General features: G+C 41.9%; 9 protein-coding genes, 20 tRNA genes, 3 rRNA genes and 2 riboswitches. Of the genes, 2 read left to right on the top strand and 30 right to left on the bottom strand.

Features of this window, described 5'->3' with window-relative positions; all coding sequences use genetic code 11:
- Positions 1-3: 3 nt before the first annotated feature.
- Genes JFU20_RS11455 through tenA form a run of 4 tightly spaced genes read right to left on the bottom strand, consistent with a single transcriptional unit; the run spans position 4 to position 3,167 of the window.
- A complete protein-coding gene (locus tag JFU20_RS11455; protein WP_002166359.1) occupies positions 4-1,005 on the bottom strand; it encodes an ABC transporter substrate-binding protein in 1,002 nt (333 codons plus the stop codon).
- Entirely contained in the window at positions 1,002-1,754 is a 753-nt protein-coding gene (locus tag JFU20_RS11460) for an ABC transporter permease (RefSeq protein WP_002010646.1), read from the bottom strand. Before JFU20_RS11460 ends, JFU20_RS11455 begins: the two co-directional genes overlap by 4 nt.
- Positions 1,754-2,503 carry an ABC transporter ATP-binding protein gene (locus tag JFU20_RS11465; protein WP_002134471.1) on the bottom strand — a complete coding sequence of 250 codons (750 nt, stop codon included), beginning with the start codon at positions 2,501-2,503 and terminating at the stop codon, positions 1,754-1,756. The genes JFU20_RS11460 and JFU20_RS11465 overlap by 1 nt, the downstream gene beginning before the upstream one ends.
- Positions 2,472-3,167, bottom strand: a complete 696-nt coding sequence (tenA, locus tag JFU20_RS11470) for a thiaminase II (RefSeq protein WP_002010642.1) — start codon at positions 3,165-3,167, stop codon at positions 2,472-2,474. Before tenA ends, JFU20_RS11465 begins: the two co-directional genes overlap by 32 nt.
- 89 nt (positions 3,168-3,256) lie before the next feature.
- Positions 3,257-3,360: riboswitch (TPP riboswitch) on the bottom strand.
- 60 nt (positions 3,361-3,420) lie between these two features.
- Positions 3,421-3,533, bottom strand: a riboswitch (TPP riboswitch).
- Positions 3,534-3,792: 259 nt separating this feature from the next.
- Here tenA and JFU20_RS11475 point away from each other — a divergent pair.
- Positions 3,793-4,953: an SH3 domain-containing protein gene (locus tag JFU20_RS11475; protein WP_002010641.1), complete on the top strand. Its 1,161-nt coding sequence runs from the start codon at positions 3,793-3,795 to the stop codon at positions 4,951-4,953.
- Positions 4,954-4,958: 5 nt separating this feature from the next.
- Complete coding sequence (locus tag JFU20_RS11480) at positions 4,959-5,291, top strand: hypothetical protein (protein ID WP_002010638.1); 333 nt, start codon at positions 4,959-4,961, stop codon at positions 5,289-5,291.
- Between the two features lie 241 nt (positions 5,292-5,532).
- On the opposite strand, the gene JFU20_RS11485 is transcribed toward JFU20_RS11480, so the two are convergent.
- From JFU20_RS11485 to JFU20_RS30425, 26 genes are all read right to left on the bottom strand, one after another.
- Positions 5,533-6,684 (bottom strand): DUF3965 domain-containing protein, encoded by a 1,152-nt coding sequence (locus JFU20_RS11485; RefSeq protein WP_201038633.1) that lies wholly within the window; start codon positions 6,682-6,684, stop codon positions 5,533-5,535.
- A gap of 423 nt (positions 6,685-7,107) precedes the next feature.
- Positions 7,108-7,527 carry a CBS domain-containing protein gene (locus tag JFU20_RS11490; RefSeq protein ID WP_002010634.1) on the bottom strand — a complete coding sequence of 140 codons (420 nt, stop codon included), beginning with the start codon at positions 7,525-7,527 and terminating at the stop codon, positions 7,108-7,110.
- Between the two features lie 131 nt (positions 7,528-7,658).
- A tRNA-Glu gene (locus tag JFU20_RS11495) sits at positions 7,659-7,730 on the bottom strand.
- A 1-nt stretch (position 7,731) separates the two neighbouring features.
- Positions 7,732-7,806: transfer RNA gene (locus JFU20_RS11500), tRNA-Asn, on the bottom strand.
- Between the two features lie 7 nt (positions 7,807-7,813).
- A tRNA-Ile gene (locus tag JFU20_RS11505) sits at positions 7,814-7,890 on the bottom strand.
- A gap of 12 nt (positions 7,891-7,902) precedes the next feature.
- Positions 7,903-7,973 (bottom strand) — tRNA-Trp (locus tag JFU20_RS11510).
- 3 nt (positions 7,974-7,976) lie between these two features.
- Positions 7,977-8,052, bottom strand: a tRNA-Thr gene (locus tag JFU20_RS11515).
- 19 nt (positions 8,053-8,071) lie between these two features.
- A tRNA-Phe gene (locus tag JFU20_RS11520) sits at positions 8,072-8,147 on the bottom strand.
- Between the two features lie 9 nt (positions 8,148-8,156).
- A tRNA-Asp gene (locus JFU20_RS11525) sits at positions 8,157-8,232 on the bottom strand.
- A 2-nt stretch (positions 8,233-8,234) separates the two neighbouring features.
- A tRNA-Met gene (locus JFU20_RS11530) sits at positions 8,235-8,311 on the bottom strand.
- 24 nt (positions 8,312-8,335) lie between these two features.
- A tRNA-Ser gene (locus tag JFU20_RS11535) sits at positions 8,336-8,428 on the bottom strand.
- A 61-nt stretch (positions 8,429-8,489) separates the two neighbouring features.
- Positions 8,490-8,582 (bottom strand) — tRNA-Ser (locus JFU20_RS11540).
- An 18-nt stretch (positions 8,583-8,600) separates the two neighbouring features.
- Positions 8,601-8,673, bottom strand: a tRNA-Ala gene (locus JFU20_RS11545).
- A 15-nt stretch (positions 8,674-8,688) separates the two neighbouring features.
- Positions 8,689-8,762 (bottom strand) — tRNA-Pro (locus tag JFU20_RS11550).
- 10 nt (positions 8,763-8,772) lie between these two features.
- Positions 8,773-8,846 (bottom strand) — tRNA-Arg (locus JFU20_RS11555).
- Between the two features lie 3 nt (positions 8,847-8,849).
- Positions 8,850-8,938 (bottom strand) — tRNA-Leu (locus JFU20_RS11560).
- Positions 8,939-8,954: 16 nt separating this feature from the next.
- Positions 8,955-9,029 (bottom strand) — tRNA-Gly (locus tag JFU20_RS11565).
- A gap of 29 nt (positions 9,030-9,058) precedes the next feature.
- Positions 9,059-9,139 (bottom strand) — tRNA-Leu (locus JFU20_RS11570).
- Positions 9,140-9,155: 16 nt separating this feature from the next.
- Positions 9,156-9,231, bottom strand: a tRNA-Lys gene (locus tag JFU20_RS11575).
- Positions 9,232-9,235: 4 nt separating this feature from the next.
- Positions 9,236-9,310 (bottom strand) — tRNA-Gln (locus JFU20_RS11580).
- Between the two features lie 12 nt (positions 9,311-9,322).
- A tRNA-Tyr gene (locus JFU20_RS11585) sits at positions 9,323-9,406 on the bottom strand.
- An 8-nt stretch (positions 9,407-9,414) separates the two neighbouring features.
- Positions 9,415-9,490: transfer RNA gene (locus tag JFU20_RS11590), tRNA-Val, on the bottom strand.
- Positions 9,491-9,495: 5 nt separating this feature from the next.
- Positions 9,496-9,611 (bottom strand): 5S ribosomal RNA (rrf, locus tag JFU20_RS11595).
- Positions 9,612-9,711: 100 nt separating this feature from the next.
- Positions 9,712-12,633: ribosomal RNA gene (locus JFU20_RS11600) — 23S ribosomal RNA — on the bottom strand.
- Positions 12,634-12,779: 146 nt separating this feature from the next.
- Positions 12,780-14,331 (bottom strand): 16S ribosomal RNA (locus tag JFU20_RS11605).
- Together the 16S, 23S and 5S rRNA genes with 20 tRNA genes alongside form the textbook arrangement of a ribosomal RNA operon.
- 7 nt (positions 14,332-14,338) lie before the next feature.
- A complete protein-coding gene (locus JFU20_RS30425; RefSeq protein ID WP_274606595.1) occupies positions 14,339-14,461 on the bottom strand; it encodes a hypothetical protein in 123 nt (40 codons plus the stop codon).
- Positions 14,462-14,863: the final 402 nt, after the last annotated feature.

Raw genomic sequence — 14,863 nt, forward strand, 5'->3', positions numbered from 1 at the left:
CGCCTACTTTAAAATGTTTTCAAATAATTCATCGGCTGGAACAATTTCTTTCGCCATTCCTTTGTCTTTCAACCATTTATTTTGTTTCTCCCATGACTCTTTTGAATCCGATAAGAATGGCTCATCTTTCGTTTCCATCTTCTCTAATAAAATTTTCATACTTTCTTTTTCAACTTCTGGTACAAGTGGGAAGTTTTCTTTTTCTTGATGATCTAATAAAATATTTAATGCTTCATCAGGGTTTTTCTTCATAAAGTCATACCCTTTTTGTGCCCCACGTAAAAAGGCTTGCAATGCTTCTTTATCTTTTTTCAACGTTTTATCACCCGTTACAAACACAAGCTCATGATAGTTCGGTACACCATAATCTGCTGGATTAAAGTATGCTGGTTCATGACCTTCATGACGCATAACAGGTACTTCATGGTTAATGTATGCCCCTGTTACCGCATCCACTTTTTTCGTAATTAATGCTGGTACTAAATCAAAGCCAACATCGACTACTTTCACTGTATCTGGATTACCACCAGCTTCTTTTACCATCGTTTTTAAATACATCTCACTTAAAGGTGTTCCAGAATATCCAACTGTTTTCCCCTCTAAATCTTTTGGCGATTGAATGCCTGCTGACTTCAGTGATACAACATGATTCAACGGTGAACGTACGACAGCTCCAATTGATTTCACTGGAATTTGTTCATTTGCTTTTGCCATGACAACATCTGGTTGATAATACAAACCAACTGTCACTTTCCCTGCTGCCGCTAGCGTTAATGGATCAGTCGGATTAGAAGGGAATTTAATATTCACCTTGACTCCTTCTTCTTTAAAGTATCCTTTTTCAATTGCCGTATAAATAAAGCTATGTACCGCATTCGGGTACCAATCAAGCATTACTGTTATTTCTTTTTCTGATTTATTCTTATCTGATGCCGAGTTACTCGAACATCCTGCAATCATTGCAACTAATAATGTAAACACAAAGATGCGTTTTAATAATTTCATGAATGTTTCCTCCAACTAATAAATTTCTTTTCTAATATCGAAACAAGTATGACGAAGAAAATAGCTAATAATGATAACAATACAATTGGTGCAAATACACCAGCTCCGTCTAACTGCGTCATCATTCTTTTACTGAAATATCCAAGCCCAGCTTGTGCACCGAGCCATTCACCAATCGCTGCCCCAATAACGCTAAGTGGTATCGCAATTTTTAACGCTGAAAAAAAGTAAGGAAGAGCAGATGGCAACTTTAGCTTTAGAAAAATATCTTTTTTCGTTGCACCATATGTAACTAATAGCTCCTCCCATTCTTTTTTCGTACTGCGCAGTCCATCATACGTATTGACCGCAATTGGGAAAAACGTAATTAAAACGGTAACAACAACCTTACTCCAGATGGTATATCCAAACCATAAAACGAAGAGCGGCGCAAGCGCAGTAATCGGGATTGTTTGTGAAGCAACTAATAACGGATAAAATGCTCTTTCCATCCACGTACTCGCATTCATTAACATTGCTAGCCCTACGCCCAGTACGATAGAAATAACAACGCCTATTAAAACGACGTACAACGTTGCAGGTAAATGAACCGTAAATAATATATCTTTCAGCGCCCATATCTTCATTACAATTGCAGAAGGTGATGGCAAAATGTACATCTCATCTACAATTCTTGCTCCTACTTCCCACAGAGCAAGTAAAATTCCACTTAATATAAGGGCAGGTAATAACTCCTTCAAGCGATTCATCATACGAGTACCTGCCTTTGTAACATACTAAGGAGCTCTTCTTTAAGCGCTAACACTTCAGGCTTATATAAATCTTTTCTTGTTCGGTTACGATCAAGCGGCACAATTCGCTCAGTTAAAGTTGCTATCGGTTGATTTTCTACAACCAAAATTCGATTAGAAAGAAACAATGCTTCTTCAACATCATGAGTGATAAATAAAATTGTTTTTTCCCACTCTTTCCATTGTTCAAACAACCATTCTTGCAAAGATGCCTTCGTTAAAGCGTCCAATGCGCTAAACGGTTCATCTAACAATAATATCTCCCCGCCTGTTAATAAAGTTCGGATAAAAGATACGCGTTGCCTCATACCACCAGATAAATCTTTCGGATATTTTTTCTCGTACCCTTGTAAACCAAATTTATGTAACAGTTCTTTCGCTTTTACTTGCGCTTCTTTCTTCTGCACACCTTGGCACTCTAGCGGCAGGGCCGCATTCTCAATAATCGTCCTCCACGGCAAGAGCATATCTTTTTGGGGCATATACCCTACAGAATGACTCTTTGTTTCTGTCAGCTCTATCTGTCCAGTACTTGCCTCTTCTAAGCCTGTAATAAGGCGAAATAAAGTACTTTTCCCGCATCCACTCGGTCCGATAATACTTACAAACTCTTTATCTTGTATAGAAGCATTTAATTCATTGATGATTGGTTTCTCATCATAATGAAAGGAAACATTATGAAACTGTAGTATGTTCTTGCTCCTCAAAACCCCACATCTCCTTACGATAAGCCATATCCCAGAATAAATATTCAAATCGGCTGGAATATAAGAAAATCTCCTCTAATCGGTCTAGCTCTTTCTCTGACTTTCCAACTGCCATTTCATTTAATAAATCTATTAACCAAATACAAAGGTTACCGTATTCTTCAGAACTATATCCTTGAATCCACTCTCCAAAGAACTCATGATCTCTTGCTCCAGGAATATCATTTAAACGCTTTCCAATCTCCCAATAACTCCACATACATGGAAGTAAAGCTGATATTAATTCAGCAATTGTGCCATTTTGAGATACAGACATCATGTAATTTGTATATGCTAAATTTTTAGCAGATGGTTTCGCAGATTCCATCTCTTGTACAGAAATGCCAAGTCTTTTTGCATACTGTTTATGAATCGTCATTTCACCATTTAAAATCCCATCAATTTGCTCTGCAAATTTTGCCATAACTTGTGGATTCGTTGCCTTTACAACCCCAATTGCATATAGCTTTGCATAATCTAACAAATATAAATAATCTTGAATAATATAGTACTGGAATTTGTCTTTTTCCAACGTACCATCCCCCATACCTACTACAAACGGATGATTATGACTTTTCTCCCAAACAGGCTGCACCGTATCAAATAATCTTTCACAAAATTTCATTAATAATTCCCCTTCCTATATATCTGTTTATCTCAATAAAAAAACCACTTCTGTATAAAAGAAGTGGTTACAGCAAATAAAATTATAATTTATTCGTTGTTCCACTTCCCTTCGCTAGTATTATCTAGATCAGGTGTTGTAAGGGTTAAGGATTATTCCTCTCTCAGCACGAAAAGCACCCCTAGTGGTGTTAATATGAAATTTTCAAATAAAAAAGCCCCGTTTCTATACGCAAAGAAACGGGGACTCATTGTTAATGTCCGAATTGCTTCCCTACGCTAGCATAATCTAGATCAGGTAATAAAAAGGATCAAAGGCTTACGGCCCTACTCTCAGCTGGCAACACCAGCCCTCCTAGCAAACTATAAAATTATCACTGTCAGTATAACACCGCCATAAGACATCATCAACTATTTTAATTTTCTTAATTAAGAATTAATTCTTAACATGTTAAACAAATATAAATGCGACCTCACAAATGATATATACAATATTTATATACGAATCTCTCTTCTGACATTATTTTTATTGATTTCATATTACATTTATGTGAATACGACCAATATATTATATCTTTATACTATAATAAAATTACAACTATACAACTAGAGGAGGTCTTTATTACATGAATATGAAAGCCACAGCTTTAACAGCAACTACTATCGCAATTGCTTCTTTACTTCCTTCTATGGGAGAATCCGATATACAAACAGCGGCTGCTAAGCAACCATCTACAGTAAAAACTGGATATGTAAAAATTGACAACGTTGCACTACATCAAAATAGCCATACAGACAGTGCAATAATTGATACCATTCGATTTAATAGCCCGGTTACTATTCTTGAAACAGTTCAAGATTGGTATAAAGTATCTGTTAACAACAAAACAGGCTATATGAAAAAAGATGCAATTCTATTCAAAAAAAATGTTCAACCAAAGTCTCAATATATCGTAAATGCAAACGCATTAAACGTTCGTTCTGAACCTAATACAGAGTCTTCTATTCTAGATATATTACCAAATGGTCAATTCATTACCATTCAAGGTGAACAAGGAGATTGGTACAAAATATTACATAACGGTCAAATTGGTTACGTACAAAAAACATTTGTATCTAATGGATCCACACCTCTAGTAAAAGGTGTAACAGTACAAGGTTCTCCTTCGTATACTGTTGCAACACCAAAATTAAATGTACGTAGCAATGCTAGCACAAGTGGCACTCTACTTGGCTCATTACAAAATGGTACACAAGTACAAGTAGTAGAAACGGTAGGTACTTGGTATAAAATTCGTTTTGGCACAGGATACGGATATGTAGCAAAACACTATGTAGTGCAAAATCAAAATCAAGCACACGCTAAAACAGCTCCACCTGCATCAATTCCAGCAGTTTTCAAATTCCCTACTCAAGGGAAAATCAGCTCCACTTTTGATATGCGCTGGGAGCAAATGCATTATGGTATAGATATAGCAGCACAAGGAAATGTCTCTATTCAAGCTGCTGCTGCAGGTAAGGTTGTGAAATCTTATTATTCGGCTAGCTACGGCAATGTCGTGTTCATCGCCCATCAAATAAATGGGAAATTATATACAACAGTTTATGCTCATATGAAGGATCGCACTGTACAAGCTGGTGATCAAGTACAAACTGGACAATTAGTAGGTCATATGGGAAACACAGGTCATTCATACGGGCAACATCTCCATTTTGAATTACATAATGGGGAATGGAATTTTGAAAAAACAAATGCAGTAAACCCACTGCCATATTTAGTTAGGTAAATTATATGCCACGCAATATACCTCTCTTTATTGAATACCTGGCCTTTTTAGGTTTAATCTGTTGTTTAATCATTTATAATACGAACACTGTATTTTTATCTATTATTATTGCTTTTGTTGCTTTAGAAATCATTATGGAAGCATTACAAATGCGGCTAAAACAAAAAATTGCCCATATTTATAATGTAATTTTTCTTTTAAGTGCTCTTATAACAAATATAATTAGTAATGGTTTTTATTTATCTACCGTACTTCCTGTATTCTTTATAGGTGTTTTATTATTCATAGCTAGATACGTTCATGTTCCTAATAACCAAAAACATGAACAAGAAGCTTAGAAAGAGGAGACACTGTGTACCAATCTTTCAAAGATAATCCAATGAAATATATATTGAATTTATATGAAAAAATGAATACTTTTTTTGGTATACAAGGAAGTTATACTGCACAATTTCTCCTTTATGGAATGTTATTTCTTATCTTAGTTACTTTCTCCTTACTTTACTAACAAAAAAAGGATCTCACATAAACTTGAGATCCTTTTTAATTTATATTAATTTTTAATATGTAAAATATGGTTTATCCGCAAGCATATTTTTCATAAATGAAACTAAGATTATATTTTTTCTCTAAGCTCATTCTTTGTTCATCGTCGCACCAATAGAAAAGAATATCATGAATCGTTGCATAACGCTTATTTTTAAGAAATAGTTTAAAGAATGATGGTAAACAATCATGTAATTGTATAAATATATAATTGCGTAGTATTTCTTCTTTGTATTCAATTCCCTTACAAATATACAGTAATTCTTCACAATAATATGCATGCTGTGGAACTTGGATCATTTCGAAAAATGGTACATATGATAGTAGCTTTCCAATAAAATGACCATACCGATCCATTACCCCTATCGTCATATGCTCCATCATTTCTTTCATCACATATAAATAATCATCTACATGAGTTGTCTTTAAAGGGTCTAATCGATCGGAAATTTGTGAAAGTACAGCTCTTTGACAAGCTAAAACTGCTTGACTAGGTCCATAATATGATAGGAAGTCTGTACACTTACGATACTTTCGTAATAAGTCATGTGTATATAAATCATACACAAAAGTATTACAATACATTGCCAGACTCATCATATCACTATTTAATTTCTCTTTTGACAGTGTTTTCGCTCTCTTACACATATAAAAGAATGTAAATTCCAATACTTCTTTATGAGATAATAGATGTTTGCAATCTGTTATACATTTCTCACTAAATTTAACTCGATCCCAAATTTCTACATCCTCAGCTGTTAATTCACCAATACGATATTTAATAATTAAATAGTTTAAAGCAACTGCTTTCGTCAAAAGATCCCATGTTTCATACTCCAATGAAGTTCGGACAAATTCATCTAGCCCTTGGGTTATCATAAAAGCATTTGCCTCTTCATACCAACCAATCCCTTGACATAAACGAAGAATACGTACTAGAGTTGGAATTTCATCTTTATGAAACTGCGGTAAATTCTTTACTTTATTCATGCCATATACGATAAATGCCGCTAAATTTTCTTCTTTATAAAATTCTTTTTCTTTCCATACTAATATAGTTCGCTCTTTCCTTTCACCTTTTGGATGACAAGGTACAAGCAAAGAAAATAACTCAGCGAAATTATTTGGTTCTATATATGTATCTGTAACCAAATTCCAATTTGGATCGCCCTGTGCAGCCCTCATATAATTCCCCTTCCCTTTTTATCCCGCTATTTGCGGGCAGTAAGACTCCCACCTCAAAATTCTGCGAATGCGAGGAAGTTAGGTGGGAGATAAAACTGCCCATAAAAGCCCGATTGGTTCAACTAATAATTATTGGGGGATGGACATCCCCCAATAATTAAAGTTTCACTTTATCTACGTAGGAAATATTAATTCATTATTACATCATTAACGATAAATATTGTTATATTCAAAATCTATAATAACACTTATATCTCTCAGTATATCATTTTTTCTCTTATTAAAAATTAGGAATGACAAATTTAAAAAAACTGTCAAAAATATTGACTCTATACTTATTATATAATGTCTCAGATACATCACGCTAACATATTAGTTTAATCCGTATATACTAGAATAATGTATCTGATCTTTATACATAATTTATTCCATATGCTCTGAGATTTCACTTAAAGCAAACCCTGCTTGATCATCTGCTGATTTTCTTATAGCTAAATCGCCTAGTGCTAGCATCCCAACAAGTTGACCGCTCTCAACAACCGGTAACCGTCTAATTTGATATTGTGCCATTAATTCTGTAGCTTTTTCAATAGAATCGTCTGGAGAAACTGAAACAATGTTTGTTGTCATTACATTTGTAATTTGATTAGATCCAGGATGTTTTTCAGCAATCCCACGAACAACTAAGTCTCGATCAGTAACAAGCCCAACAACTTGTTTATTTTCAATAACAGGAATCAATCCAACCGATTCTTCCTTCATTTTTACAGCTGCCTCATATACATTGTCTAATGGTGTACAATGTACGATATGAGTACTCATAAGTTCTCTAACTTGCGTCATTTTTCATCTCCTCCTTTTAATACATACCATAGCTTTTCCTAAATCCCTTTATTTATTTCGGGAAAATAAGGTGATAAAAAGAGGCTTATACATAATAAAAAAGAGTCAGCAATATGCTGACTCTTTTTTTATGACCCGTACGGGATTCGAACCCGTGTTACCGCCGTGAAAGGGCGGTGTCTTAACCACTTGACCAACGGGCCATGGCTCCGCAGGTAGGACTCGAACCTACGACCGATCGGTTAACAGCCGATAGCTCTACCACTGAGCTACTGCGGAATATATATGGTGGGCCTAAATGGACTCGAACCATCGACCTCACGCTTATCAGGCGTGCGCTCTAACCAGCTGAGCTATAGGCCCATATATACTTTACAGGGGCAGTAGGAATTGAACCCACACTGGAGGTTTTGGAGACCTCAGTTCTACCTTTAAACTATGCCCCTAAATGGTGCCGGCTAGAGGACTTGAACCCCCAACCTACTGATTACAAGTCAGTTGCTCTACCAATTGAGCTAAGCCGGCATAAAAAAAAACAAAAAAATGGTGGCTCGGGACGGAATCGAACCGCCGACACGAGGATTTTCAGTCCTCTGCTCTACCGACTGAGCTACCGAGCCAACATAAAATGGCGGTCCCGACCGGGGTCGAACCGGCGATCTCCTGCGTGACAGGCAGGCATGTTAACCACTACACCACGGGACCATTGGTTGCGGGGACAGGATTTGAACCTGCGACCTTCGGATTATGAGCCCGACGAGCTACCGTACTGCTCCACCCCGCGACGATATTATGTTTTAAAAATAAATGGAGGAGGTAGAGGGATTCGAACCCCCGCGCGACTCTCGCCGCCTGTCGGTTTTCAAGACCGATCCCTTCAGCCGAACTTGGGTATACCTCCATGAAGGAAAAATTACTATCTTATTCATTTTTATATGTAACTAAACCACTTTTTTAAAAAATGGAGGAGGTAGAGGGATTCGAACCCCCGCGCGACTCTCGCCGCCTGTCGGTTTTCAAGACCGATCCCTTCAGCCGAACTTGGGTATACCTCCGACATATAAAAAATAAAGTGGAGCCTAGCGGGATCGAACCGCTGACCTCCTGCGTGCAAGGCAGGCGCTCTCCCAGCTGAGCTAAGGCCCCATGTTTTTGGGAAAATCGGGAAGACAGGATTTGAACCTGCGACCCCCTGGTCCCAAACCAGGTGCTCTACCAAGCTGAGCCACTTCCCGTTAATAAAAGCGCGCCCGAGAGGAGTCGAACCCCTAACCTCTTGATCCGTAGTCAAACGCTCTATCCAATTGAGCTACGGGCGCATATGGTGCCGAGGGCGGGGGTCGAACCCGCACGGTGGTCACCCACCGCAGGATTTTAAGTCCTGTGCGTCTGCCTGTTCCGCCACCCCGGCATGTCATACTGAAAATTGGAGCGGAAGACGGGATTCGAACCCGCGACCCCAACCTTGGCAAGGTTGTATTCTACCACTGAACTACTTCCGCAAGACATGTTTGAGTTATTTTATTAAAAGTGCGGGTGAAGGGAGTCGAACCCCCACGCCAAAGGCGCTAGATCCTAAGTCTAGTGCGTCTGCCAATTCCGCCACACCCGCATATTTTTTAAGAAAATGGTGAGCCATGAAGGATTCGAACCTTCGACCCTCTGATTAAAAGTCAGATGCTCTACCAACTGAGCTAATGGCTCTTAATGGCTGGGCTAGCTGGATTCGAACCAGCGCATGACGGAGTCAAAGTCCGTTGCCTTACCGCTTGGCTATAGCCCAATAATTAAGAAATGGTGGAGGGGGGCAGATTCGAACTGCCGAACCCGAAGGAGCGGATTTACAGTCCGCCGCGTTTAGCCACTTCGCTACCCCTCCGACATATATGGTGGAGGATGACGGGATCGAACCGCCGACCCCCTGCTTGTAAGGCAGGTGCTCTCCCAGCTGAGCTAATCCTCCATTTTGCCTGGCAACGTCCTACTCTCGCAGGGACAAGGTCCCAACTACCATTGGCGCTAGAGAGCTTAACTTCCGTGTTCGGTATGGGAACGGGTGTGACCTCTCTGCCATCATTACCAGACTATATTCGATTGAGACAAACATTATTATACTTGATTCACTTAGAAAGTCAATAAGTTTTTTATATTCTCTCAAAACTAGATAACGTTGCTTCATATTATATGGTTAAGTCCTCGATCTATTAGTATTCGTCAGCTCCACATGTCACCATGCTTCCACCTCGAACCTATCAACCTGATCATCTTTCAGGGATCTTACTAGCTTACGCTATGGGAAATCTCATCTTGAGGGGGGCTTCATGCTTAGATGCTTTCAGCACTTATCCCTTCCGCACATAGCTACCCAGCTATGCCCTTGGCAGAACAACTGGTACACCAGCGGTGCGTCCATCCCGGTCCTCTCGTACTAAGGACAGCTCCTCTCAAATTTCCTGCGCCCACGACGGATAGGGACCGAACTGTCTCACGACGTTCTGAACCCAGCTCGCGTACCGCTTTAATGGGCGAACAGCCCAACCCTTGGGACCGACTACAGCCCCAGGATGCGATGAGCCGACATCGAGGTGCCAAACCTCCCCGTCGATGTGGACTCTTGGGGGAGATAAGCCTGTTATCCCCGGGGTAGCTTTTATCCGTTGAGCGATGGCCCTTCCATGCGGAACCACCGGATCACTAAGCCCGACTTTCGTCCCTGCTCGACTTGTAGGTCTCGCAGTCAAGCTCCCTTATGCCTTTGCACTCTACGAATGATTTCCAACCATTCTGAGGGAACCTTTGGGCGCCTCCGTTACACTTTAGGAGGCGACCGCCCCAGTCAAACTGCCCACCTGACACTGTCTCCCGGGTCGATAAGACCCGTAGGTTAGAATTTCAATACAGTCAGGGCGGTATCCCACCAGCGCCTCCACCGAAGCTAGCGCTCCGGTTTCAATGGCTCCCGCCTATCCTGTACAAACTGTACCAAAATTCAATATCAGGCTACAGTAAAGCTCCACGGGGTCTTTCCGTCCTGTCGCGGGTAACCTGCATCTTCACAGGTACTATAATTTCACCGAGTCTCTGGTTGAGACAGTGCCCAAATCGTTACACCTTTCGTGCGGGTCGGAACTTACCCGACAAGGAATTTCGCTACCTTAGGACCGTTATAGTTACGGCCGCCGTTTACTGGGGCTTCAGTTCAGAGCTTCGCTTACGCTAACCCCTCTCCTTAACCTTCCAGCACCGGGCAGGTGTCAGCCCCTATACTTCGCCTTACGGCTTCGCAGAGACCTGTGTTTTTGCTAAACAGTCGCTTGGGCCTATTCACTGCGGCTTTCCGTTAAGAAAGCACCCCTTCTCCCGAAGTTACGGGGTCATTTTGCCGAGTTCCTTAACCAGAGTTCTCTCGCACACCTTAGGATTCTCTCCTCGCCTACCTGTGTCGGTTTGCGGTACAGGCACCTTTTATCTCGCTAGAAGCTTTTCTTGGCAGCGGGGAATCAAAGACTTCGCTCCATAAGGAGCTTCCCCATCACAGCTCAGCCTTCACGATAAGCGGATTTGCCTACTTATCAGCCTAACTGCTTGGACGTGCACAACCAATCGCACGCTTCTTCTATCCTTCTGCGTCCCTCCATTGCTCAAACGATAAAGAGGTGGTACAGGAATATCAACCTGTTGTCCATCGCCTACGCCTGTCGGCCTCGGCTTAGGTCCTGACTAACCCTGAGCGGACGAGCCTTCCTCAGGAAACCTTAGGCATTCGGTGGACGGGATTCTCACCCGTCTTTCGCTACTCATACCGGCATTCTCACTTCTAAGCGCTCCACCAGTCCTTCCGGTCTGACTTCACTGCACTTAGAACGCTCCCCTACCACTGATACCATTGGTATCAATTCGCAGCTTCGGTGGTGTATTTAGCCCCGGTACATTTTCGGCGCAGAGTCACTCGACTAGTGAGCTATTACGCACTCTTTAAATGGTGGCTGCTTCTGAGCCAACATCCTAGTTGTCTAAGCAACTCCACATCCTTTTCCACTTAATACACACTTTGGGACCTTAGCTGGCGATCTGGGCTGTTTCCCTCTTGACTACGGATCTTATCACTCGCAGTCTGACTCCTAAGGATAAGTCATTGGCATTCGGAGTTTGACTGAATTCGGTAATCCGATGAGGACCCCTAGTTCAATCAGTGCTCTACCTCCAAGACTCTTACACTTAAGGCTAGCCCTAAAGCTATTTCGGGGAGAACCAGCTATCTCCAGGTTCGATTGGAATTTCTCCGCTACCCACACCTCATCCCCGCACTTTTCAACGTGCGTGGGTTCGGGCCTCCATTCAGTGTTACCTGAACTTCACCCTGGACATGGGTAGATCACCTGGTTTCGGGTCTACGACCACGTACTAAACGCCCTATTCAGACTCGCTTTCGCTGCGGCTCCGCCTCTTCAGCTTAACCTCGCACGGGATCGTAACTCGCCGGTTCATTCTACAAAAGGCACGCCATCACCCATTAACGGGCTCTGACTATTTGTAGGCACACGGTTTCAGGATCTCTTTCACTCCCCTTCCGGGGTGCTTTTCACCTTTCCCTCACGGTACTGGTTCACTATCGATCACTAGGGAGTATTTAGCCTTGGGAGATGGTCCTCCCAGATTCCGACGGAATTTCACGTGTTCCGCCGTACTCAGGATACATTCAAGAGAGAACGAAGTTTCGACTACGGGGTTATTACCCTCTGTGACGGACCTTTCCAGGTCGCTTCGTCTACCTCGTTCCTTTGTAACTCCGTATAGAATGTCCTACAACCCCAAGAGGCAAGCCTCTTGGTTTGGGCTAGATTCCGTTTCGCTCGCCGCTACTCAGGAAATCGCATTTGCTTTCTCTTCCTCCAGGTACTTAGATGTTTCAGTTCCCTGGGTCTGTCTTCCATACCCTATGTATTCAGGTAAGGATACCATACCATTACGTATAGTGGGTTTCCCCATTCGGAAATCTTCGGATCAAAGCTTACTTACAGCTCCCCGAAGCATATCGGCGTTAGTCCCGTCCTTCATCGACTCCTAGTGTCAAGGCATCCACCGTGCGCCCTTTCTAACTTAACCAAACTAAAATTAAAAAAATATGAGCTACACTGTTATCTAGTTTTCAAAGAACATACATTTAAACTTGAGAGATAGTTCTCTCAAAACTGAACGAAACAAAACAAGTCAACGTTTATTGATGAACTGCGTTCATCAATTCTCCATAGAAAGGAGGTGATCCAGCCGCACCTTCCGATACGGCTACCTTGTTACGACTTCACCCCAATCATCTGTCCCACCTTAGGCGGCTGGCTCCATAAAGGTTACCCCACCGACTTCGGGTGTTACAAACTCTCGTGGTGTGACGGGCGGTGTGTACAAGGCCCGGGAACGTATTCACCGCGGCATGCTGATCCGCGATTACTAGCGATTCCAGCTTCATGTAGGCGAGTTGCAGCCTACAATCCGAACTGAGAACGGTTTTATGAGATTAGCTCCACCTCGCGGTCTTGCAGCTCTTTGTACCGTCCATTGTAGCACGTGTGTAGCCCAGGTCATAAGGGGCATGATGATTTGACGTCATCCCCACCTTCCTCCGGTTTGTCACCGGCAGTCACCTTAGAGTGCCCAACTTAATGATGGCAACTAAGATCAAGGGTTGCGCTCGTTGCGGGACTTAACCCAACATCTCACGACACGAGCTGACGACAACCATGCACCACCTGTCACTCTGCTCCCGAAGGAGAAGCTCTATCTCTAGAGTTTTCAGAGGATGTCAAGACCTGGTAAGGTTCTTCGCGTTGCTTCGAATTAAACCACATGCTCCACCGCTTGTGCGGGCCCCCGTCAATTCCTTTGAGTTTCAGCCTTGCGGCCGTACTCCCCAGGCGGAGTGCTTAATGCGTTAACTTCAGCACTAAAGGGCGGAAACCCTCTAACACTTAGCACTCATCGTTTACGGCGTGGACTACCAGGGTATCTAATCCTGTTTGCTCCCCACGCTTTCGCGCCTCAGTGTCAGTTACAGACCAGAAAGTCGCCTTCGCCACTGGTGTTCCTCCATATCTCTACGCATTTCACCGCTACACATGGAATTCCACTTTCCTCTTCTGCACTCAAGTCTCCCAGTTTCCAATGACCCTCCACGGTTGAGCCGTGGGCTTTCACATCAGACTTAAGAAACCACCTGCGCGCGCTTTACGCCCAATAATTCCGGATAACGCTTGCCACCTACGTATTACCGCGGCTGCTGGCACGTAGTTAGCCGTGGCTTTCTGGTTAGGTACCGTCAAGGTGCCAGCTTATTCAACTAGCACTTGTTCTTCCCTAACAACAGAGTTTTACGACCCGAAAGCCTTCATCACTCACGCGGCGTTGCTCCGTCAGACTTTCGTCCATTGCGGAAGATTCCCTACTGCTGCCTCCCGTAGGAGTCTGGGCCGTGTCTCAGTCCCAGTGTGGCCGATCACCCTCTCAGGTCGGCTACGCATCGTCGCCTTGGTGAGCCGTTACCTCACCAACTAGCTAATGCGACGCGGGTCCATCCATAAGTGACAGCCGAAGCCGCCTTTCAATTTCGAACTATGCAGTTCAAAATATTATCCGGTATTAGCCCCGGTTTCCCGGAGTTATCCCAGTCTTATGGGTAGGTTACCCACGTGTTACTCACCCGTCCGCCGCTAACTTCATAAGAGCAAGCTCTTAATCCATTCGCTCGACTTGCATGTATTAGGCACGCCGCCAGCGTTCATCCTGAGCCAGGATCAAACTCTCCAATAAAGTTAGTTTATCTAGCATCTAAAAATAAAAATTGACGTTCACGTTGTTTGTTTCGTTCAGTTTTCAAAGAACTTGTCTGCCGCTTCAAAAGCGACTTCATCATATTAACATCTTCATTTTTCGATGTCAACTATGTTTTCAAATTTCTTTTTTGTCGTTTTCTGCGTTTCCGCATCAGCGACGTTTATTAATATACCATCATGGTTTTTAAATAACAAGTATTTTTTATAAAAAAATACAAAAAGTTATCTATCCTACTTTCTTCTATAGAAAGAACCCTTATCCTTTCTACTAAAAACATTCATTTTGATTGTATACAAGTTACTATACACTATCATCAACCAGGCAGTATTTCACAATAACTTCCTAACCTTTAGTCTTCTCCTTTTTTAATTTTATAATTACCATAGTTCTACTTAAGAAGGACAAATAATTATTTAAATGTAGAGTAACAAAAAACGTGGCCACTATACTAGGGAAAAACTTTAATTCCTGATTTTTCTCTCCAATCAGGAATTTTGCTTCCACAAAT

It is taken from the genome of Bacillus sp. TH30, assembly GCF_016650875.1.
GTDB classification, from domain to species: Bacteria; Bacillota; Bacilli; order Bacillales; family Bacillaceae_G; genus Bacillus_A; species Bacillus_A mycoides.